Consider the following 14981-nt stretch of genomic DNA (forward strand, 5'->3'; position numbering starts at 1 on the left):
CCTGCCTAGAGCAGCGCGCGGACTCGCTCGGCGACGCGCTCGGGGCTGAGGCCGTACTTGTCGAGCAGGAAGTCGTTCGGTGCCGACTCCGACCAGGCGTCGGCGAGGCCGAGCACGCGCAGCGGCGTGGACACGTCGTGGCGCGCGAACATTTCGGCGAGCAAGCCGCCGAGGCCACCGATCTCGGTGTGTTCCTCGACCGAGACGACGATCGGCGCACCCTCGAGCGCGGCGAGCACCCGCGCATCCTCGAGCGGTTTCAGCGTCGGCAGGTGCACGAGCTGCGCCTCGATGCCGGCCGCCGCGAGGAGCCCGGCTGCCTCGAGCATGCGCGAGGCCTGCACGCCGGTCGACACGAGCGTGACGTCGCCGCCGCGCCGCAGCGTGTGCACCGCACCGAGCTCGAACTCGTAGTCGGCGTCGAACACCGGGGCGACCGCGTCGCGGGCGTAGCGAATGTAGACGGGGCCGTCGAAGCCGGCCGCCCACTCGGTGACCGCGCGGGCCTCGTGCTCGTCGGCGGGCGCGAGCACGGTCATGTTCGGCATCGCGCGCATGATCGCGAGGTCTTCGATGTCCTGGTGCGTTTTGCCACTCGAGCCGTTGAGCAGGCCCGAGTAGGCGGCGCAAACACGCACCGGCACCTTCGTCTGTGACACGAGCATGCGGATCTGGTCGAGGGCGCGGTTCGTCAGAAACACCCCGAACGTCGACAGCCACGGTCGATAGCCCATCGTCGCGAGGCCGAAGGCCATGCCGACGAGGTTCTGTTCGGCGATGCCGACCTGCACGAACGCCTTCGGGTTCTGCTTCGCGACGGTGTCGGCCTTCGTCGAGGTGGCGAGGTCGCCGTCGAGCACGATCACGCGCTCGTCGGTGACGCTGAGCCGGGCGAGGGTCTCGCCCCACACACTTCGTTGCGCGGTCATGCTTGCTCCTGCTTGAGGTCGAGGCGCGCCTGCGCCAGCTGTTCGGGGGTCGCGACGCCGTTGTGCCACGCGTAGGTGCCCTCGGTGAACGAAATGCCGCGGCCCTTCGACGTGGTCGCGAGAATTACGGATGGGCGGCCGTCGCGGTCGCGCGCCTCGGTGACGGTGTTGAACGCGTCGAGGATCTCGTCGAAGTCGTGCCCGTCGATCTCGAGTACGTGCCACCCGAAGCCGGCGAACACGGCGGCGAGGTCGACGTGGCCGAGCGGCTCGCTGCGGTCGAAGCGGTCGTCGTCAGTTGCGGGCCAGCCGTACTGCTGCAGGCCGTTGAGGTCGATGATCGCGGTGAGGTTGTCGAGCCGGTAGCGGGGCGCCGAGAGCACGGTCTCCCACACCATCCCCTCTTCCATCTCACCGTCGCCGAGCATGACCCAGACGTGGTTATCGGATCCAAGTCGCTTCGCACCGAGCGCCATGCCCGCGCCGGCCGAGAGGCCCTGACCGAGCGAGCCGGTCGACGCATCCACGCCGGGCGTGAGGCGCATGTCGGGGTGCCCCTGCAGGCGCGAGTCGCCGTGGTCGAAGGTTGCGAGCTCGTCTACGGGGAAGAAACCGCGCATCGCGAGCACCGAGTAGAGGCCGATCGCGTTGTGGCCCTTCGAGAGAATGAAGCGGTCGCGGCCCGGATCGTCGGGGTTCTCGGGATCGACCCGCAGCTGCGCAAAGTAGAGCGCGACGAGCAGGTCCATGGCCGAGAGCGGGCCGCCGACGTGGCCGGCCTTCGAGGCGGTGACGGTGTTAATGACGTGCCAGCGCCCCTCGCGAGCGAGTGCTTCGAGCTCGTCGATGCGCGGCGACGTCGTGGGGTGGGTCGCGTCGTTGGGTCCCATGCAGCCTCTCCCTTGATCTGCTGATTGGATCCAATCGTACTGTACGCGGGGCGCACCTCGCCACGAAAAAGGTGAGGGCGGATGCGCGGCTAGCGACCCAGCGCGTGCCGGCGCACGTCGCGGGGCGACTCGCCGTAGGCCTGCTTGAAGGCGCGAGAGAAGTGCGCCGGATCCTTAAAGCCCCAGCGGTTGCCGATCGCGGCGACCGAGACATCCGCGTGTTCTGGGCTCGTGAGGTCGAGGTAGGTGCGCTCGAGGCGGCGAGTGCGAATGTACGACGCGACCGTCTGGCCCTGATCTTGGAAGAGGTTGTGGAGGTGGCGCACCGAGATGAAGGCGTCGGCGGCGATCGAGTTCGGGCTCAACCCCGGATCCCCGAGATTGTCGTCAATCCGGTCGCGCACCTGCTGCAGCAGCGAGAGGTGCGGGTCGGCCGCGAACTTCGCGAGATCGAGCTCGTTCGATAGCAGGGTGTCGAGCAGGTCGACGGCGTTCTGCACGAGCTTGGCGCCGGCGGGGCCGCGCAACTCGTGCATGTTCGTGCCGAGGGTCGCGAGGAACGGCGACACGACGCGGCCGAGCCCCTCCGAGCCGGCGAGCAGGATCGCCGTGAACTGCGACGAGAGCCGGTGCGGCACGCTGAGGCGCGCGTGCGGCAGCATGATCACGAGCGAGCGGAAGCGGTGCGTGAACTCGAGCTCGTACGGCACCGAGGTGTCGTAGATCGCGAGGTCGCCGGGCGAGAGCGTGACGCTGCGGCCGCCCTGCCGCAGCATGCCCGTGCCCTCGAGGTGCAGCGAGATCTTGTAGAAGTGCTCGGTTGCCTCGGCGATGAGCTCGGGTGTGCGTTCGACGAGCTGCGGGTCGGCGCGCACATCGGTGAAGCCGACGCCGTGCACGTTGACGCCGTTGATGCGGCCGCGGAAGTCGTCGCCGAGCTCGCTCGTGACGATGAGGGGCACGAACGAGGCGTTCACCTGCTGCTGAAACTGCGCGAGCGTGAGGTTGACGGGGCCAAACTGGTCGGGCCCGCCGCCAGGCGCGTCAATGGTACCGGTGGGCGTGCCATCGGGGCCCTCGGTGACTTCGGTGTCAGTCCATGCCTGCGACATTTGCCACTCATCGTAGCCAGTCGAGCGTAGAGGCGGCCGGAGATCCTCCCAGAATTAGATTTGATTTCAAATACGATTCGACGGAAACTGAGGAGGCAACTTCTTCCGCGGTCGACGAGCGCCCGCATGTTTCATCGCCGAAGAAGCGAACCTCACCAAGCCACGCTGCATCGTGGTTGACAAAGGAGTCCCCCATGTCTGAAACCTCCGCGGAGCAGCGCTCTGCGAAAGAGCGCCGGCGCGTCGTCGGCGCGACCATCGTCGGCACCACCATCGAGTGGTACGACTTCTTCATCTACGCGAACGCCGCCGGTCTCGTGTTCAACCAGCTCTTCTTCGCCGAGGTCGGCGGCACGCTCGGCCAGATCCTCACCTTTCTCACGGTCGGCATCTCGTTCCTGTTCCGCCCGCTCGGCGCCGCCCTCGTCGGCCACTACGGCGACCGCCTCGGTCGCAAGCTCATGCTCGTCATCACGCTCGTGCTCATGGGCGCGGCCACGACGCTCATCGGTGTGCTGCCGACCTACGAAGACGTCGGCGTCATCGCGCCGATCCTGCTCATCATCCTGCGCATCCTGCAGGGTGTCTCGGCCGGCGGTGAGTGGGGCGGCGCGGTGCTCATGGCCGTCGAATACGCCCCGGTCAACAAGCGCGGCCGCTACGGCATGTTCCCGCAGCTCGGCGTGCCGATCGGCATGCTGCTCGCGACCGGCGTGCTCGCGCTCATGTCGGGCGTCATCTCGCCCGGCGAGGCGTTCAACGAGTGGGGCTGGCGCGTGCCGTTCCTGCTCTCGATCGTGCTCGTCATCGTCGGCTTCATCGTGCGCCAGTCGGTCGAGGAGTCGCCGGTCTTCACCGAGATGAAGGATGCGGGCTCGCGCATCAAGATGCCGATCGTCGAACTCTTTCGCAAGCACTGGAAGCTCGTCATCCTGCTCGCCCTCGTTTTCGCGGGCAACAACGCGGCCGGCTACATGATCACCGGCGGGTTCATCCTCAACTACTCGACGAACCCCGAGGGGCTGCTCGCCATGGACCGCACGAGCGTGCTCAACGCGGTCACGCTCGCCGCGGGAATGTGGTTCGTCGCGACGCTGGTTTCGGGCTACCTCGCCGATCGCATCGGCCGCAAGAACACGTACATCATCGGCTTCCTCTGGATGGCCCTGTTCGCGTTCCCGCTGTTCTGGTTCGTCAACACCGGCGACCTGCTCTGGCTCACGGTCGGCATGGTCATCTTCGCCGTCGGCCTCGGCCTCACCTACGGCCCGCAGGCCGCCTGGTATGCCGAGACCTTCCCGGCCTCGGTGCGCACTTCGGGCGTCTCGATCTCGTACGCGCTCGGCGCGATCCTCGGCGGCGCGTTCGCCCCGACCATCGCCGCCGCGCTCGTCGCGCAGTTCGGCACGACGCAGGCGGTGTCGCAGTACCTGCTCGTCATGATCCTCATCTCGCTCAGCGCCGTGCTCGTGCTGCGCGACCGCCGCGGCATTCCGCTCGACGTCGGGTTCGAGGAGTCGGGCCGGTACCACCTGTTCGACCCCGACCGGCTGCCCACCGAGACCTCGGCGATCATGGTCGAGTACTACGGCGCCGACAAGCTAACCAAGCTCCGGTAGCGTTCGCGCGTCCTCCTGCACGAGGGCCACGAGCGCGTCGATGAGCGGTTGCACCCGCCGCATCGGCCGGTTTCGCCGCCACACCGCCACGACTTCGGTCGGGGTGGGTGGCGGCGAAATTGGTTTCACGACGATGTGGCCGCCGTCGCGCGTGCCCTCGTTGAGCGAGCGCATGACGAAGAGACTCCAGCCGAGGCCGGCCGCGACATACGAGCGCGCGAGCTCGTAGCCGTCGGTCGAGAAGCGTGTGTTCACCGAGATGCCCGCAGCCTCGAGCACCGACTGCGTGTGCTCCCAGCTCGGCGACTGGTCGTAGCGAATGAACGGCTCGTCGGCGAGCTCGCGCAGGTCGACGCGCTCGGCGTCGGCGAGGCGGTGGTCGGGTGGCAGCGCGACGTGGGCGTGCAGCTGGCGCAGCACCCTGCGTTCGAAGTCGCCGGCGAGGTCGAAGCCGTAGCAAATGCCGAGGTCGACCTGACCGTGCTCGACCTCCTGCTGCAGGCGGGCGGCGGGCATGGTCGACACCTGCACGCGCAGGCCGGGATGCGCATCCTCGAGCTTGCGCACGAGTCGCGGCGCGAGCGTGGGTGCGAGCGTCGGGTAGGTCGCGATGTGCACGGTGCCGCGCAGCTCGACCGACGAGAACTCCGCCTGGAAGTCCTGCGTTTGTACGAGCAGCGAGCGCGCGCGCTGGACGGCGAGGGTGCCCTCAGAGGTGAGCTGCACACCGTGCGCGCGGCGGCGCACGAGCAGCGTCGTGCCGAGGCTTCGCTCGAGCTGGGTGAGCGCGGTCGCGACCGCCGATTCTGAAACGTGCAAGCTCGCGGCGGCCGCGGCGATGGTGCCGTGCTCGGCGACGGCGACGAGGTACTCGAGCTGGCGCAGGGTGAAGTCGGACATGCGCTCGATCTTCCCATAACATCATTCAAATAGGGGATGTTCTGCAAAACTCCGTGCTTTTGCTTTGGTTCGCTCGGTGGAATTGTTGCAGTACTGGGCCGCACCGACGCGTCCCCACCGCACCGTGACACCGCCGTCCGAGGAGCACACCATGACCGCGACCTGCCCGTTCTTTGCCGGTTCTGCGACCGCCGTCGCCGAGCCCGAGTACACGCCCTACGAGGCGCCTGCGCCGCTGCCCGGCACGTACATCGCCGACTGGGTGACGCTCGAGGACCTCACGCGCGACCCGTTCCCGACGTTCGCGAAGCTGCGCCAGGAGCATCCGGTGCCGTATGTGCCGGCGGCCGGCCGCTACTTCGTGACGCGCTACGAGGACGTGCACACCGTCGACAACGACCCCGACACCTTCACGGCGAACGAGCGCGGCTCGCTCATGAAGAAGTCGATGGGCCACTCGATGCTGCGCATGGACGACCCGAACCACGCCGTTCAGCGGGCGACCTACGGCAACGTGCTCAAGCCGAAGGCGATCAAGGCGAGCTGGCGCCAGGTGTTCGAGGAGAGCTACGAGCGCTACGCCGCCGTGCTGCGCGAGGTCGGCCCGGGCGTCGAGTTCGTACACCACTTCGCTGGCCCCTACGCGGCCGAGAACCTGCGCCGCGTCATGGGCTTCGAGAACGCGACCGACCAAGACATGATCCGCTGGTCGCAGACGATGATTAACGGCACCGGCAACTACGCCGACGACCCCGACGTGTGGGCCGAGGCGAAGCGCAGCTACGACGAGGTGAACACCGCCCTCGACGAAATGATCGCGCACTACTGGGAGCACCCGAACGAAACGCTTATCTCGAACATCATCCACACGTCGAACGGCGACGAGGTGACGCTCGCGAACATCCGCGCGAACCTCAAGATGTCGATCGGCGGCGGCATCAACGAGCCGCGCGACGCGATCACGACGATCATGATGGGCCTGTTCGGCGAGCCCGAGCAGCGCGCCGCAGTGCTCGACGGCACCCGCACGTGGAAGGAAGCCTTCGAGGAGGGCGTGCGGTGGATCGCCCCGATCGGCATGTACCCGCGCCAGACCACCCGCGAGGTCGAGCTCGGCGGCACCGTGCTGCCGGCCGGCGCGAAGCTCGGCGTCGTGGCACTCTCGGCGAACCGCGACGAGTCAGTGTTTGCGAACGCCGACCGCTACGACCTCGGCCGTGAGAAGCAGCCGCACCTCGCGTTCGGCGGCGGCGTGCACTTTTGCGCCGGCGCGTGGCTCGCCCGCTCTCAGGTGGCCGACGTCGCTCTGCCCCGGCTGTTCGCCGAGTTCCCGGGCCTGCGCCTCGACCCCGAGCAGCAGGCCGTTGAGACCGGCTGGGTCTTCCGCGGCATGACGCACATGCCGATCACGTGGGACGCCTAGGCCGCCCCCGCTTACTCTTCCGAAAGGACACCCCGTATGCCCAGCATTACCTACCGCCGCGTTGACGGCACCTCGGCCACCGTCGTCGTCGACGAGGGCACCTCGATCATGCGCGCCGCCCTGCAGAACGATGTGGCCGGCATCGTCGGCGAGTGCGGCGGCCAGGCCATGTGCGCCACCTGCCACGTCTACGTGCCCGAGGGCGTCGAGCTGCCCGAGGTGAGCGACGATGAGGACGAGATGCTTGAGTGCACCACCTCGGACCGCCTCGACAACTCGCGCCTCGGCTGCCAGTTGCTCGCCGGCCGCGACTTCGACGAGCTCACCGTCGACCTGCCCGAATCGCAGGTGTAGCGATGCGCGTCGTCATCGTGGGCGCCGGGCACGCGGGCGTGCAGGCGGCCGAGACGCTGCGCGACGAGGGCTTCGACGGCGAGATCGTGCTGCTCGACCGTGACGCGCGGCTGCCGTATCAGCGCCCGCCGCTGTCGAAGGACGGCCTCGCCTCGGGCGACGAGCCGCTGCCCCTGCGCGGCGCCGTGTTCTACGAGCGCCTCGGCATCGAACTGCGCCTCGGGGCCGAGCTGCGCGGCATCGACCCGGGCGCCCGGGTAATCGAGCTCGCGGATGCGCAGGGCGAGCGCTCGCACATCACTTACGACGAGCTCGTGCTCGCGGTCGGCGCACGCGCCCGGCGCCTGCGCTGCGGCGACGCCCAGGCCTCCCGCGTGCACGTGCTGCGCACGGCCGACGACGCCGAGATACTTCGCGACCGGCTCGCCGACGCCGAGCGTGTTGTCGTGGTCGGCAGCGGCTTCATCGGGCTCGAGTTTGCGGCCGTCGCGGCGACGAAGGGCAAGCGGGTCACGCTGCTGAGCCGCGGCTCGCGCGTGCTCGGGCGCTCGGCCTCGGCGACGACCGCCGACTGGCTCACGGCGCACCTGCGCGCGGCCGGCGTCGAGTTCGTCTTCGGCGTCGAGGCCCTCGCCGACGAGCGCGACCTGGCCGACTGGCCCGCCGACCTCACCGTCGTCGGCATCGGCGTCGACGACTGCCCCGTGTTTGCCGACGCCGCCGGAGCCGCCGGCCTCGCCACCGACCGCGGCGTCATCGTCGACGCGTCGCTGCGCACGAGCCTGCCGGGCATCTGGGCGATCGGCGACATCGCGCGCTTCCCGGATGCGCGGGGCGAGTTCCAGCGCATCGAATCGGTGCAAAACGCCACCGAGCAGGGCCGCCACGTGGCCCGCGCCATCGTGCACGGCGCGAGCGACTACGACGAGGTGCCGTGGTTCTGGTCGATCCAGGCCGGCGCGAAGCTCCAGATCGCCGGCCTCGCCGACGGTGCCGACGCCGAGGTCGTGCTCGGCGATCCCGCCGCGGGCAAGTTCTCGGTGCTGCGGTTCGCGGGGGAGCGGCTCGTCTGCGTCGAGTCGGTGAACAAGCCGGCCGACCACGTCGCCGCCCGCAAGCTGCTCGCATCCGCGGGCGCCGCATCCGTCACCCCGGCCGCCGCGGCCGAGCCCGGCTTCACGCTGAAGTCGGCGCTCGTGCCCGCGTAATCAGGCGGCAAAAAGGCCCGCCCGAGTGAGGTTCGTTCCTCGCCCGGGCGGGCCTTGTTGTTTGGGGTGGCGTTAGAGGCGCGAGCCCTCGAGCGACTGCGTCGTCTCGTTGGTGTCGTCGGCCTCGTAGACCATGCAGCTCACGAGACGGTCGCCGCTGTCCCAGCTGCCCTGAGTCGGCATGAGGTACTGCACGCCGAGGGTCGACTGGTCATAGGCGGTGCCGATGAAGTCCTCGAACGGCTGGCCGTAGCACTGGTCGAGAATCTCGTCTTCGATCGCGGTCTGGTCGAACTCGTCGAGGTCTTCGACGTTGAACTCGTAGAACACCTCGTACTCGTGTGCCTGGGTGCAGGGCACAACCTCGAGGCTCTGGTATTCGGACGACTCTTCCTCGGGCTGCGTCACGCAGTCGCCGACGGTGATGTCGAAGACGCTCTGCTCTTCGGGAGCCTGGAACTCTTCTTCGTCCGACTCCTCGGGCGCCGTGGTCTCCTCGATGTCCGTCGTCTCTTCGGTGGTGTCCTGCTCGGCCTCGGCCTCGGTGTTCGAGCGGTCTTCGATGCGCTCGTTGCCGCTCTGGCAACCGGTGAGCACAAGCCCAGCGATCGCGACGGCGGCGAGGACGCCAGGGATGCGCAGTTTCTTAGTCGACATGATGTTCCTCTTCTTTGCTGGGGGTCGGGATGCAGGTCACCAACCGGCTGAGAACAGCCTAGGTTTTCGCGGCGGCCCGGGGCGTCATCCGCAAGATTGCAGTCCCGTCGTTGGAATCAGACCGAAGGCTGATCGACACCTCCGACCGTGCGCGGCATCGGCGTGCTTGTGCGGATGTACGCCGGGCTTTGTGCTATCTGAGATCTTGGTGCAAACTATGGACAGGATCAAAAACCGAGTCGAAATTGTGACCGCCCCCGCTGGTTGCACCGGCCCAGTCCAGATCCGCGAGTTTCGCGCCGCAACGCCGGGGTGCGAGCGAGTCCGTTGCCTCGGGGATGCCGTGTTCCCCCGGGGCAACGACGCTTTTCCGGTGGCCTACGCGAGCGCGGTCGAGATCGTGCGTGCCGCCTCGTGCAGGTCCGCGACGATCGCGGCCTCGTCGCGGTCCTCGCCCGAGTTGAGGAACACGACGGCGAGCGACGCGAGCTGCTCATCCGCGAGGGGGAGGGGCACGGCGAGCGCCGAGAGGCCCGGCACCGCTTCGTTCGACGAGGTCGCGTGGCCGCGCAGGTGCGCCGCGCGGATGCCTTCGTCGTCGGGGTCGAGGCCGTGTGCGCGAAGTTCGTTGAGCTCGGGGCCGCTCATCTGCATCCGCACCGCGAGGCCGGCTGCGCCCGCCGTGACTGGATGCCGGCTGCCCGGGCGCTGCGCGACTGAGGTCGACGCGACCCGCGGCTCGACGCTCATGAGGGTGACGATGTCGTCCTCGTCGAGCAGGCCGACGAAGGCGGTGACGGCGAAGCGGTTCGCGAGGTCGGTGAGCTCGGGCAGCGCGACGGTCTGCAGGTCGCGCTGCACGCCGCGCGCGAGCTGCGCCATGCGCGGGCCGAGACGAATGAGCCCCTGCGAGTCGCGGCGCACGAGCCCGTGGTCTTCGAGGGTGCGCAGGATGCGGTAGGCCACCGAGCGGTGCACGTCGAGTGCCGCGGCGAGGTCGGCGATCGAGATCGGCCGGCCGGCCTCCGCGAGCACCTCGAGGGCCCGGATACCGCGGGACAGCGTCTGCGCGTGCGAGGACGTCTGTCGGTTCGCGGTGGTGTGGGCCATGCCGCTAGTTTGGCATGCGCGCAATCCGTTGTGGTTTCGCACAAAGATTCCGGCTGGATGCGTGCCCCCGGACCAGCGGTGACGGAAGCTGCGCGGTGTACCGTCGAAGGACGCGTGAGCGCGTGATTCGCGTCCAGATACCAGCGCAACGAATTGGAGTCATAGATGACCTACCCAACTGAGGCAGAGCTCCTCGCGAAGGTTCCGACCCAGCTGCTCATTGGCGGCGAATGGGTCGATGGCGAAGGCGGCGACGCATTCGTCGTGAACAACCCCGCGACCGGCACCGAACTCGTCCGCGTGGCGAACGCATCCGTCGAGCAGGGCATTGCGGCCCTCGATGCCGCCGTCGCGGTCAAGGACGAGTGGGCTCGCACGCCCGCCCGCACCCGCGCTGAGCTGCTGCGCAAGGCCTTCGACGAGGTCATGGCCCGCCGCGACGAGTTTGCCCTGCTCATGACCCTCGAGATGGGCAAGCCCCTCGCCGAGGCGCAGGGCGAGGTGAACTACGGTGGCGAGTTCCTCCGCTGGTTCTCCGAGCAGGCCCCGCGCATCGTCGGCCGCTACACCGAGAACCCCGAGGGCACGCAGCGCATGTTCGTGTCGCACCACCCGGTCGGCCCCTGCTTCCTCATCACCCCGTGGAACTTCCCGCTTGCCATGGCGACGCGCAAGATTGCCCCCGCGCTCGCGGCAGGCAACACCGTCATCGTGAAGCCGGCGTCGCTGACGCCGCTCACCACGCTCTACTTCGCGAAGGTGCTCGAAGAGGTCGGCGTGCCGAAGGGCGTCGTCAACGTCATCACCACCCGCAACACCGGTGGCGTCACGAACGCGATCATGGAGGACGACCGTCTCCGCAAGATTTCGTTCACGGGTTCGACCCCGGTCGGCGTTGGCCTCATGAAGAAGGCCGCCGACAAGGTGCTGCGCTCGTCGATGGAGCTCGGCGGCAACGCCCCGTTCGTCGTGTTCGAGGACGCCGACCTGGACAAGGCCGTTGAGGGTGTCATCGCCGCGAAGTTCCGCAACATCGGTCAGGCGTGCACCGCCGCGAACCGCATCATCGTGCAGGCGTCGATCGCCGACGAGTTCTCGAAGCGTGTCGCCGCGAAGGTGAACGACTTCAAGATGGGCCCCGGCATCGAGGACGGCGTCGTGATCGGCCCGCTCGTCGAGCAGAAGGCCGTCGACAAGGTCAAGGAGCTCGTCGACGACGCCGTGGAGCAGGGCGCCGAGGTCGTGTCGGGCGGTAGCCCGGTCGACGGCGACGGGTACTTCTTCGAGGCGACCGTGCTGAAGAACATCACCGAGGGCGCCAAGATCTTCCGCGAGGAGATCTTCGGCCCGGTGCTGCCGATCATCACCTTCGAGACCGAGGACGAAGCCGTCGCGCTCGCGAACGGCACCGAATACGGCCTCATGTCGTACGTCTTCACCGAGAGCTTCGACCGCGGCCAGCGCATGATGGACCGCATCGAGTCGGGCATGATGGGCCTCAACGTCGGCGTGCTGTCGAACGCGGCCGCGCCCTTCGGTGGCGTGAAGCAGTCGGGCCTCGGCAAGGAAGGTTCGTTCGAGGGCATCGAGGAGTACCTCTACACGAAGTACACCGCCATCCCGAACCCCTACGCCACGGCCTAACCGCGGCCACCTAGAACAGTTGAGTGGTCACTTTTTGTAGTTCTGCCACCGCAGAACTACAAAAAGTGACCACTCAACTGTTCTTCGCGAGGGGAGGAGAGGGGACTGATGGTGGAGAGTCGTGAGGGTGGGGCGCAGCGCGCGCCGGGCATCCTGTTGTTTGTGTTGATCGCCGCGATGGCGGTCGGCATCGTCTTCAACTTCGGCGTCACCTCGCTGAGCGCGCCGCTCATCGAGACGTTCGGCATCACCGACGGCCAGTTCGGCATCATCCTCTCGACGATCTTCCTCTCGGCCGGCCTCACCTCGACGCTACTCGGTGTGCTCGCCGACCGGCTGCGCACCATCGTGCAGTTCGCGATCATCATGATCGGCACGCTGCTCGCCTTCGTCGTCACCATCGTCTGGCACAGCTTCGCCGGCTTCATCGTCGCGGCGCTGCTCGTCGGCCCAGCCCAGGCGATGTCGAACCCGGTCACGAACCGGCTCGTCGCGACGCGCGTGCCGGCCGCGCAGCGCTCGATCTGGATGGGCTGGAAACAGTCGGGCGTGCAGATGGGCATGCTCGTCGCCGGCCTGAGCTTCCCGCTCATTGCCGCGGTCGGCGACTGGGCCGCCGCAGCGCTCTTCGGCGCCGCGATCAGCGCCGCCTGCTTCGCGATCAGCTGGGTCGTGCTCAACCGCCTTCGCCGCCCCGCCAATGGCGCCCCGACGCCGTCGACCGGCACGATCGTCACCAACCCGGGCGAGGCGACGAAACTGCCGCCCGCGGTCTGGGTCTTCGCCGCCATCTCGTTCCTCAACGCCGTCGGCACGCAGGGCGTGAACACCTACGTGTCGCTGTTCTCGATCCGTGAGTTCGGCTTCCCGGTCGAGCTCGGCGGCCTGCTGCTCGGCGTCATCGGCGTTATCGGCATCCTCAGCCGCGTCGGCTGGGGCCGCGTCAACGGCAGCTGGGGCCGCCCCGTGCCGCTCATCTCGATCATGAATCTCGGCGGCATCGCGGGCCTCGGCGCGCTCTGCCTCGCGTCGATTACCGGCCAGGCATGGCTCGTCTGGGTTGGCATCGCGATGCACGCGGCCCTCCCGCTCGCCGCCAACGTCGTCATCAACTCGGGCATCATCGCGGCCGCGCCGCGCGCCCGCATTGGCATCGCCTCCGGCCTCGTCTCGGCGGGCATGTACCTCGGCTTCGCGTCGGGCCCCGCGATCATCGGCTGGCTCGTCGACCACACGGGCGGCTTCCTCGCCAGCTGGGGCGCCGTCGCCTGCACCTACGCGCTCTGCTTCGGGCTCGCGCTCGTGCTCGCGTACCTGCAACGTGGAGACCGCACATAAAACGGTATCTATGCTGGCGGGGTGACAACCGAGAACTTCCAGGTTGACCTGCGCGGCATCGTCGAGATCCTCTCGCACCATCTCTACTCGAGCCCGCGGGTATTCGTGCGCGAGCTCATCCAGAACGCGAGGGATGCGCTGGTCGCGCGCGAGCGCCTCGGCCAGTCCACCGCATCCGGCTTTCAGGCGCCGATCGAGCTCATCGTCGACGAGCCGCACCGCGCGCTGCTCGTGCGCGACGCCGGCATCGGACTCACCGAGCAGGAGGCCCGGCAGCTGCTGTCGACCATCGGCGCGTCGAGCAAGCGCGGCGAGTTCGCGCAGGCCCGCCGCGACTACCTCGGCCAGTTCGGCATCGGCCTGCTCTCGTGCTTCCTCGTCGCCGACCAGATCGAGGTGCGCTCGCGCAGCGCCCGCGAGCCGAACGCCCCGACGATGCACTGGATCGGCAGCGGCGACGGCACCTTCACCGTGACCGAGGCGGCGGGCCCGCTCGCCGCACCCGGCACCGAGGTGTGGGTGCGGGCGCGGCCCGAGGACGCCGACTGGGTGAGCTACGACCGCGTCGAGCTGCTCGCATCGAAGTTCGCCGAGCTGCTGCCGGTGCCGATCACGGTGCGCCGCGGCGCCGACACCGGCCCCGGCCGAGTCGTGAGCCGGCATACCCCGCCGTGGCAGCTGGCCGAGCCGGATGCGCTCGAATGGTGCTCGCGCACGTTCGGCATTTCGCCGCTCGCGGCCTTCCCGATCGACGTGCCCGTCGCGGGCGTGCGCGGCCTCGCGTTCGTCTCGAGCAACTCGATCTCGACGAAGCACCGCGGCGGCGACCGCGTCTTCTCGAACGGCATGTTCGTCGCCGACGACAACACCCAGCTCGTGCCCGAGTGGGCGACATTCGTGAAGGTCGCGCTTGAGGCGGGCTCGCTGCCGCTCACCGCATCCCGCGAATCCCTGCAAGAGACCGAGCTCGTGCGCGACGTGCAGGCCGAGGTCGGCCGGCAGCTGCGCACCGGCATCGAGCGCCTCGCGGCCGAGGGCGGCGACCGCTTCGCCCAGTTCCTCGACGTGCACTCGACGAACCTGCTTGCGATGGCCGCTGCCGACGACGCGATGCTACAGTTCGTCGCGCGCCACTACCTCTGGGAGACGAGCTCGGGCCTCGTGCCGTTCGCGCAGATGCCGAGCAAGATCAGCTACGCCTCGACGGTGGGGGAGTTCAGCGCGAACGCCCCGCTCGTCGCGGCGCAGGGCGGGATGCTCGTCAACGGCGGCTACACGAACTCGATCGTCGTGCTCGAGGCCTTCAGTCGCGCCCAGACGCGCGTGCGGGTGAGCCCGTTCTCGCGCACCGAACAGCTCGACGCACTGCCGCAGCCGAAGCCCGAGCGGCGGTCGCTCGCCGAGCAGTTGCGGGCCGTCGCGACGCCGGTGCTCGACGACCTCGGCGTCGGGCTCGACCTGCGCGACTTCGCCCCGGCATCGGTGCTTTCGCTGCACGTGCCGCCCGCGCCCGCCGGCTTCGACTTCTCCGACGAGGCTGCCGACGATGACCCGTGGGCCGCCCTCATCGGCGACGCCAAGAAGCCCGACCCCGTCGACCGACGCCCGAAGCTCGTGCTCAACGTGCGCGCCAACGCGGTGCGCGCCGTCGTCGCCGCGCGCACGCCCGAGCTGCAGCAGCAGGCCGTGCGCGCCCTCTACCTCCTCAGCCTGCTCCAGGCAGGTCAACGACTCAACGCTGATGAGCAGCGAACCCTGGCGGATGCGCTGGGCGAGTTGCTCGTCGCGGCCACCTGA

General features: G+C 68.6%; 13 protein-coding genes. 7 read left to right on the forward strand and 6 right to left on the reverse strand.

Translation table 11 applies throughout. From position 1 onward, the window contains the following. Positions 1-5: 5 nt before the first annotated feature. From M3M28_RS01750 to M3M28_RS01760, 3 genes are all read right to left on the reverse strand, one after another. Positions 6-929 carry a transketolase family protein gene (locus M3M28_RS01750; RefSeq protein ID WP_249387146.1) on the reverse strand — a complete coding sequence of 308 codons (924 nt, stop codon included), beginning with the start codon at positions 927-929 and terminating at the stop codon, positions 6-8. Beyond that, positions 926-1819, reverse strand: coding sequence for a transketolase (locus M3M28_RS01755; protein ID WP_249387147.1), 894 nt, complete (start codon positions 1817-1819; stop codon positions 926-928). Before M3M28_RS01755 ends, M3M28_RS01750 begins: the two co-directional genes overlap by 4 nt. Before the next feature lie 89 nt (positions 1820-1908). Further along, on the reverse strand, positions 1909-2931 hold the full coding sequence (locus tag M3M28_RS01760) for an AraC-like ligand-binding domain-containing protein (protein ID WP_249387148.1): 1023 nt from the start codon (positions 2929-2931) through the stop codon (positions 1909-1911). A gap of 194 nt (positions 2932-3125) precedes the next feature. On the opposite strand from M3M28_RS01760, the gene M3M28_RS01765 reads away from it, so the two are divergent. Further along, positions 3126-4550, forward strand: coding sequence for an MFS transporter (locus M3M28_RS01765; RefSeq protein WP_249387149.1), 1425 nt, complete (start codon positions 3126-3128; stop codon positions 4548-4550). On the opposite strand, the gene M3M28_RS01770 is transcribed toward M3M28_RS01765, so the two are convergent. Beyond that, positions 4533-5450, reverse strand: a complete 918-nt coding sequence (locus tag M3M28_RS01770; RefSeq protein WP_249387150.1) for a LysR family transcriptional regulator — start codon at positions 5448-5450, stop codon at positions 4533-4535. The two genes, M3M28_RS01765 and M3M28_RS01770, sit on opposite strands and share 18 nt — an antisense overlap. 151 nt (positions 5451-5601) lie before the next feature. On the opposite strand from M3M28_RS01770, the gene M3M28_RS01775 reads away from it, so the two are divergent. Genes M3M28_RS01775 through M3M28_RS01785 form a run of 3 tightly spaced genes read left to right on the forward strand, consistent with a single transcriptional unit; the run spans position 5602 to position 8435 of the window. Continuing rightward, complete coding sequence (locus tag M3M28_RS01775; protein ID WP_249387151.1) at positions 5602-6873, forward strand: cytochrome P450; 1272 nt, start codon at positions 5602-5604, stop codon at positions 6871-6873. A 36-nt stretch (positions 6874-6909) separates the two neighbouring features. Continuing rightward, positions 6910-7227, forward strand: coding sequence for a 2Fe-2S iron-sulfur cluster-binding protein (locus tag M3M28_RS01780; protein WP_249387152.1), 318 nt, complete (start codon positions 6910-6912; stop codon positions 7225-7227). A gap of 2 nt (positions 7228-7229) precedes the next feature. After that, positions 7230-8435, forward strand: a complete 1206-nt coding sequence (locus M3M28_RS01785) for an NAD(P)/FAD-dependent oxidoreductase (protein WP_249387153.1) — start codon at positions 7230-7232, stop codon at positions 8433-8435. 72 nt (positions 8436-8507) lie between these two features. Here M3M28_RS01785 and M3M28_RS01790 read toward each other — a convergent pair whose 3' ends face one another. Together M3M28_RS01790 and M3M28_RS01795 are read right to left on the reverse strand one after the other, a co-directional pair. Further along, positions 8508-9092 (reverse strand): septum formation family protein, encoded by a 585-nt coding sequence (locus M3M28_RS01790; RefSeq protein WP_249387154.1) that lies wholly within the window; start codon positions 9090-9092, stop codon positions 8508-8510. Between the two features lie 378 nt (positions 9093-9470). Beyond that, on the reverse strand, positions 9471-10202 hold the full coding sequence (locus M3M28_RS01795; protein WP_249387155.1) for an IclR family transcriptional regulator: 732 nt from the start codon (positions 10200-10202) through the stop codon (positions 9471-9473). 165 nt (positions 10203-10367) lie between these two features. Here M3M28_RS01795 and M3M28_RS01800 point away from each other — a divergent pair, with 165 nt between their 5' ends. From M3M28_RS01800 to M3M28_RS01810, 3 genes are all read left to right on the forward strand, one after another. Next, entirely contained in the window at positions 10368-11846 is a 1479-nt protein-coding gene (locus M3M28_RS01800; RefSeq protein WP_249387156.1) for an NAD-dependent succinate-semialdehyde dehydrogenase, read from the forward strand. Between the two features lie 108 nt (positions 11847-11954). Continuing rightward, complete coding sequence (locus M3M28_RS01805) at positions 11955-13184, forward strand: MFS transporter (protein WP_249387157.1); 1230 nt, start codon at positions 11955-11957, stop codon at positions 13182-13184. Between the two features lie 21 nt (positions 13185-13205). Then, positions 13206-14981, forward strand: a complete 1776-nt coding sequence (locus M3M28_RS01810; protein WP_249387158.1) for an HSP90 family protein — start codon at positions 13206-13208, stop codon at positions 14979-14981.

This window comes from Gulosibacter sediminis (assembly GCF_023370115.1).
Lineage (GTDB): Bacteria > Actinomycetota > Actinomycetes > Actinomycetales > Microbacteriaceae > Gulosibacter > Gulosibacter sediminis_A.

Excerpts from the sequence above, each read along its gene's own strand:
- M3M28_RS01790 (WP_249387154.1), bottom strand. The coding sequence starts at position 9,092 with ATGTCGACTAAGAAACTGCGCATCCCTGGCGTCCTCGCCGCCGTCGCG.
- M3M28_RS01750 (WP_249387146.1), bottom strand. The coding sequence starts at position 929 with ATGACCGCGCAACGAAGTGTGTGGGGCGAGACCCTCGCCCGGCTCAGC.
- M3M28_RS01800 (WP_249387156.1), top strand. The coding sequence starts at position 10,368 with ATGACCTACCCAACTGAGGCAGAGCTCCTCGCGAAGGTTCCGACCCAG.
- M3M28_RS01775 (WP_249387151.1), top strand. The coding sequence starts at position 5,602 with ATGACCGCGACCTGCCCGTTCTTTGCCGGTTCTGCGACCGCCGTCGCC.
- M3M28_RS01795 (WP_249387155.1), bottom strand. The coding sequence starts at position 10,202 with ATGGCCCACACCACCGCGAACCGACAGACGTCCTCGCACGCGCAGACG.
- M3M28_RS01780 (WP_249387152.1), top strand. The coding sequence starts at position 6,910 with ATGCCCAGCATTACCTACCGCCGCGTTGACGGCACCTCGGCCACCGTC.
- M3M28_RS01770 (WP_249387150.1), bottom strand. The coding sequence starts at position 5,450 with ATGTCCGACTTCACCCTGCGCCAGCTCGAGTACCTCGTCGCCGTCGCC.
- M3M28_RS01785 (WP_249387153.1), top strand. The coding sequence starts at position 7,230 with ATGCGCGTCGTCATCGTGGGCGCCGGGCACGCGGGCGTGCAGGCGGCC.
- M3M28_RS01765 (WP_249387149.1), top strand. The coding sequence starts at position 3,126 with ATGTCTGAAACCTCCGCGGAGCAGCGCTCTGCGAAAGAGCGCCGGCGC.
- M3M28_RS01805 (WP_249387157.1), top strand. The coding sequence starts at position 11,955 with ATGGTGGAGAGTCGTGAGGGTGGGGCGCAGCGCGCGCCGGGCATCCTG.
- M3M28_RS01755 (WP_249387147.1), bottom strand. The coding sequence starts at position 1,819 with ATGGGACCCAACGACGCGACCCACCCCACGACGTCGCCGCGCATCGAC.
- M3M28_RS01760 (WP_249387148.1), bottom strand. The coding sequence starts at position 2,931 with ATGTCGCAGGCATGGACTGACACCGAAGTCACCGAGGGCCCCGATGGC.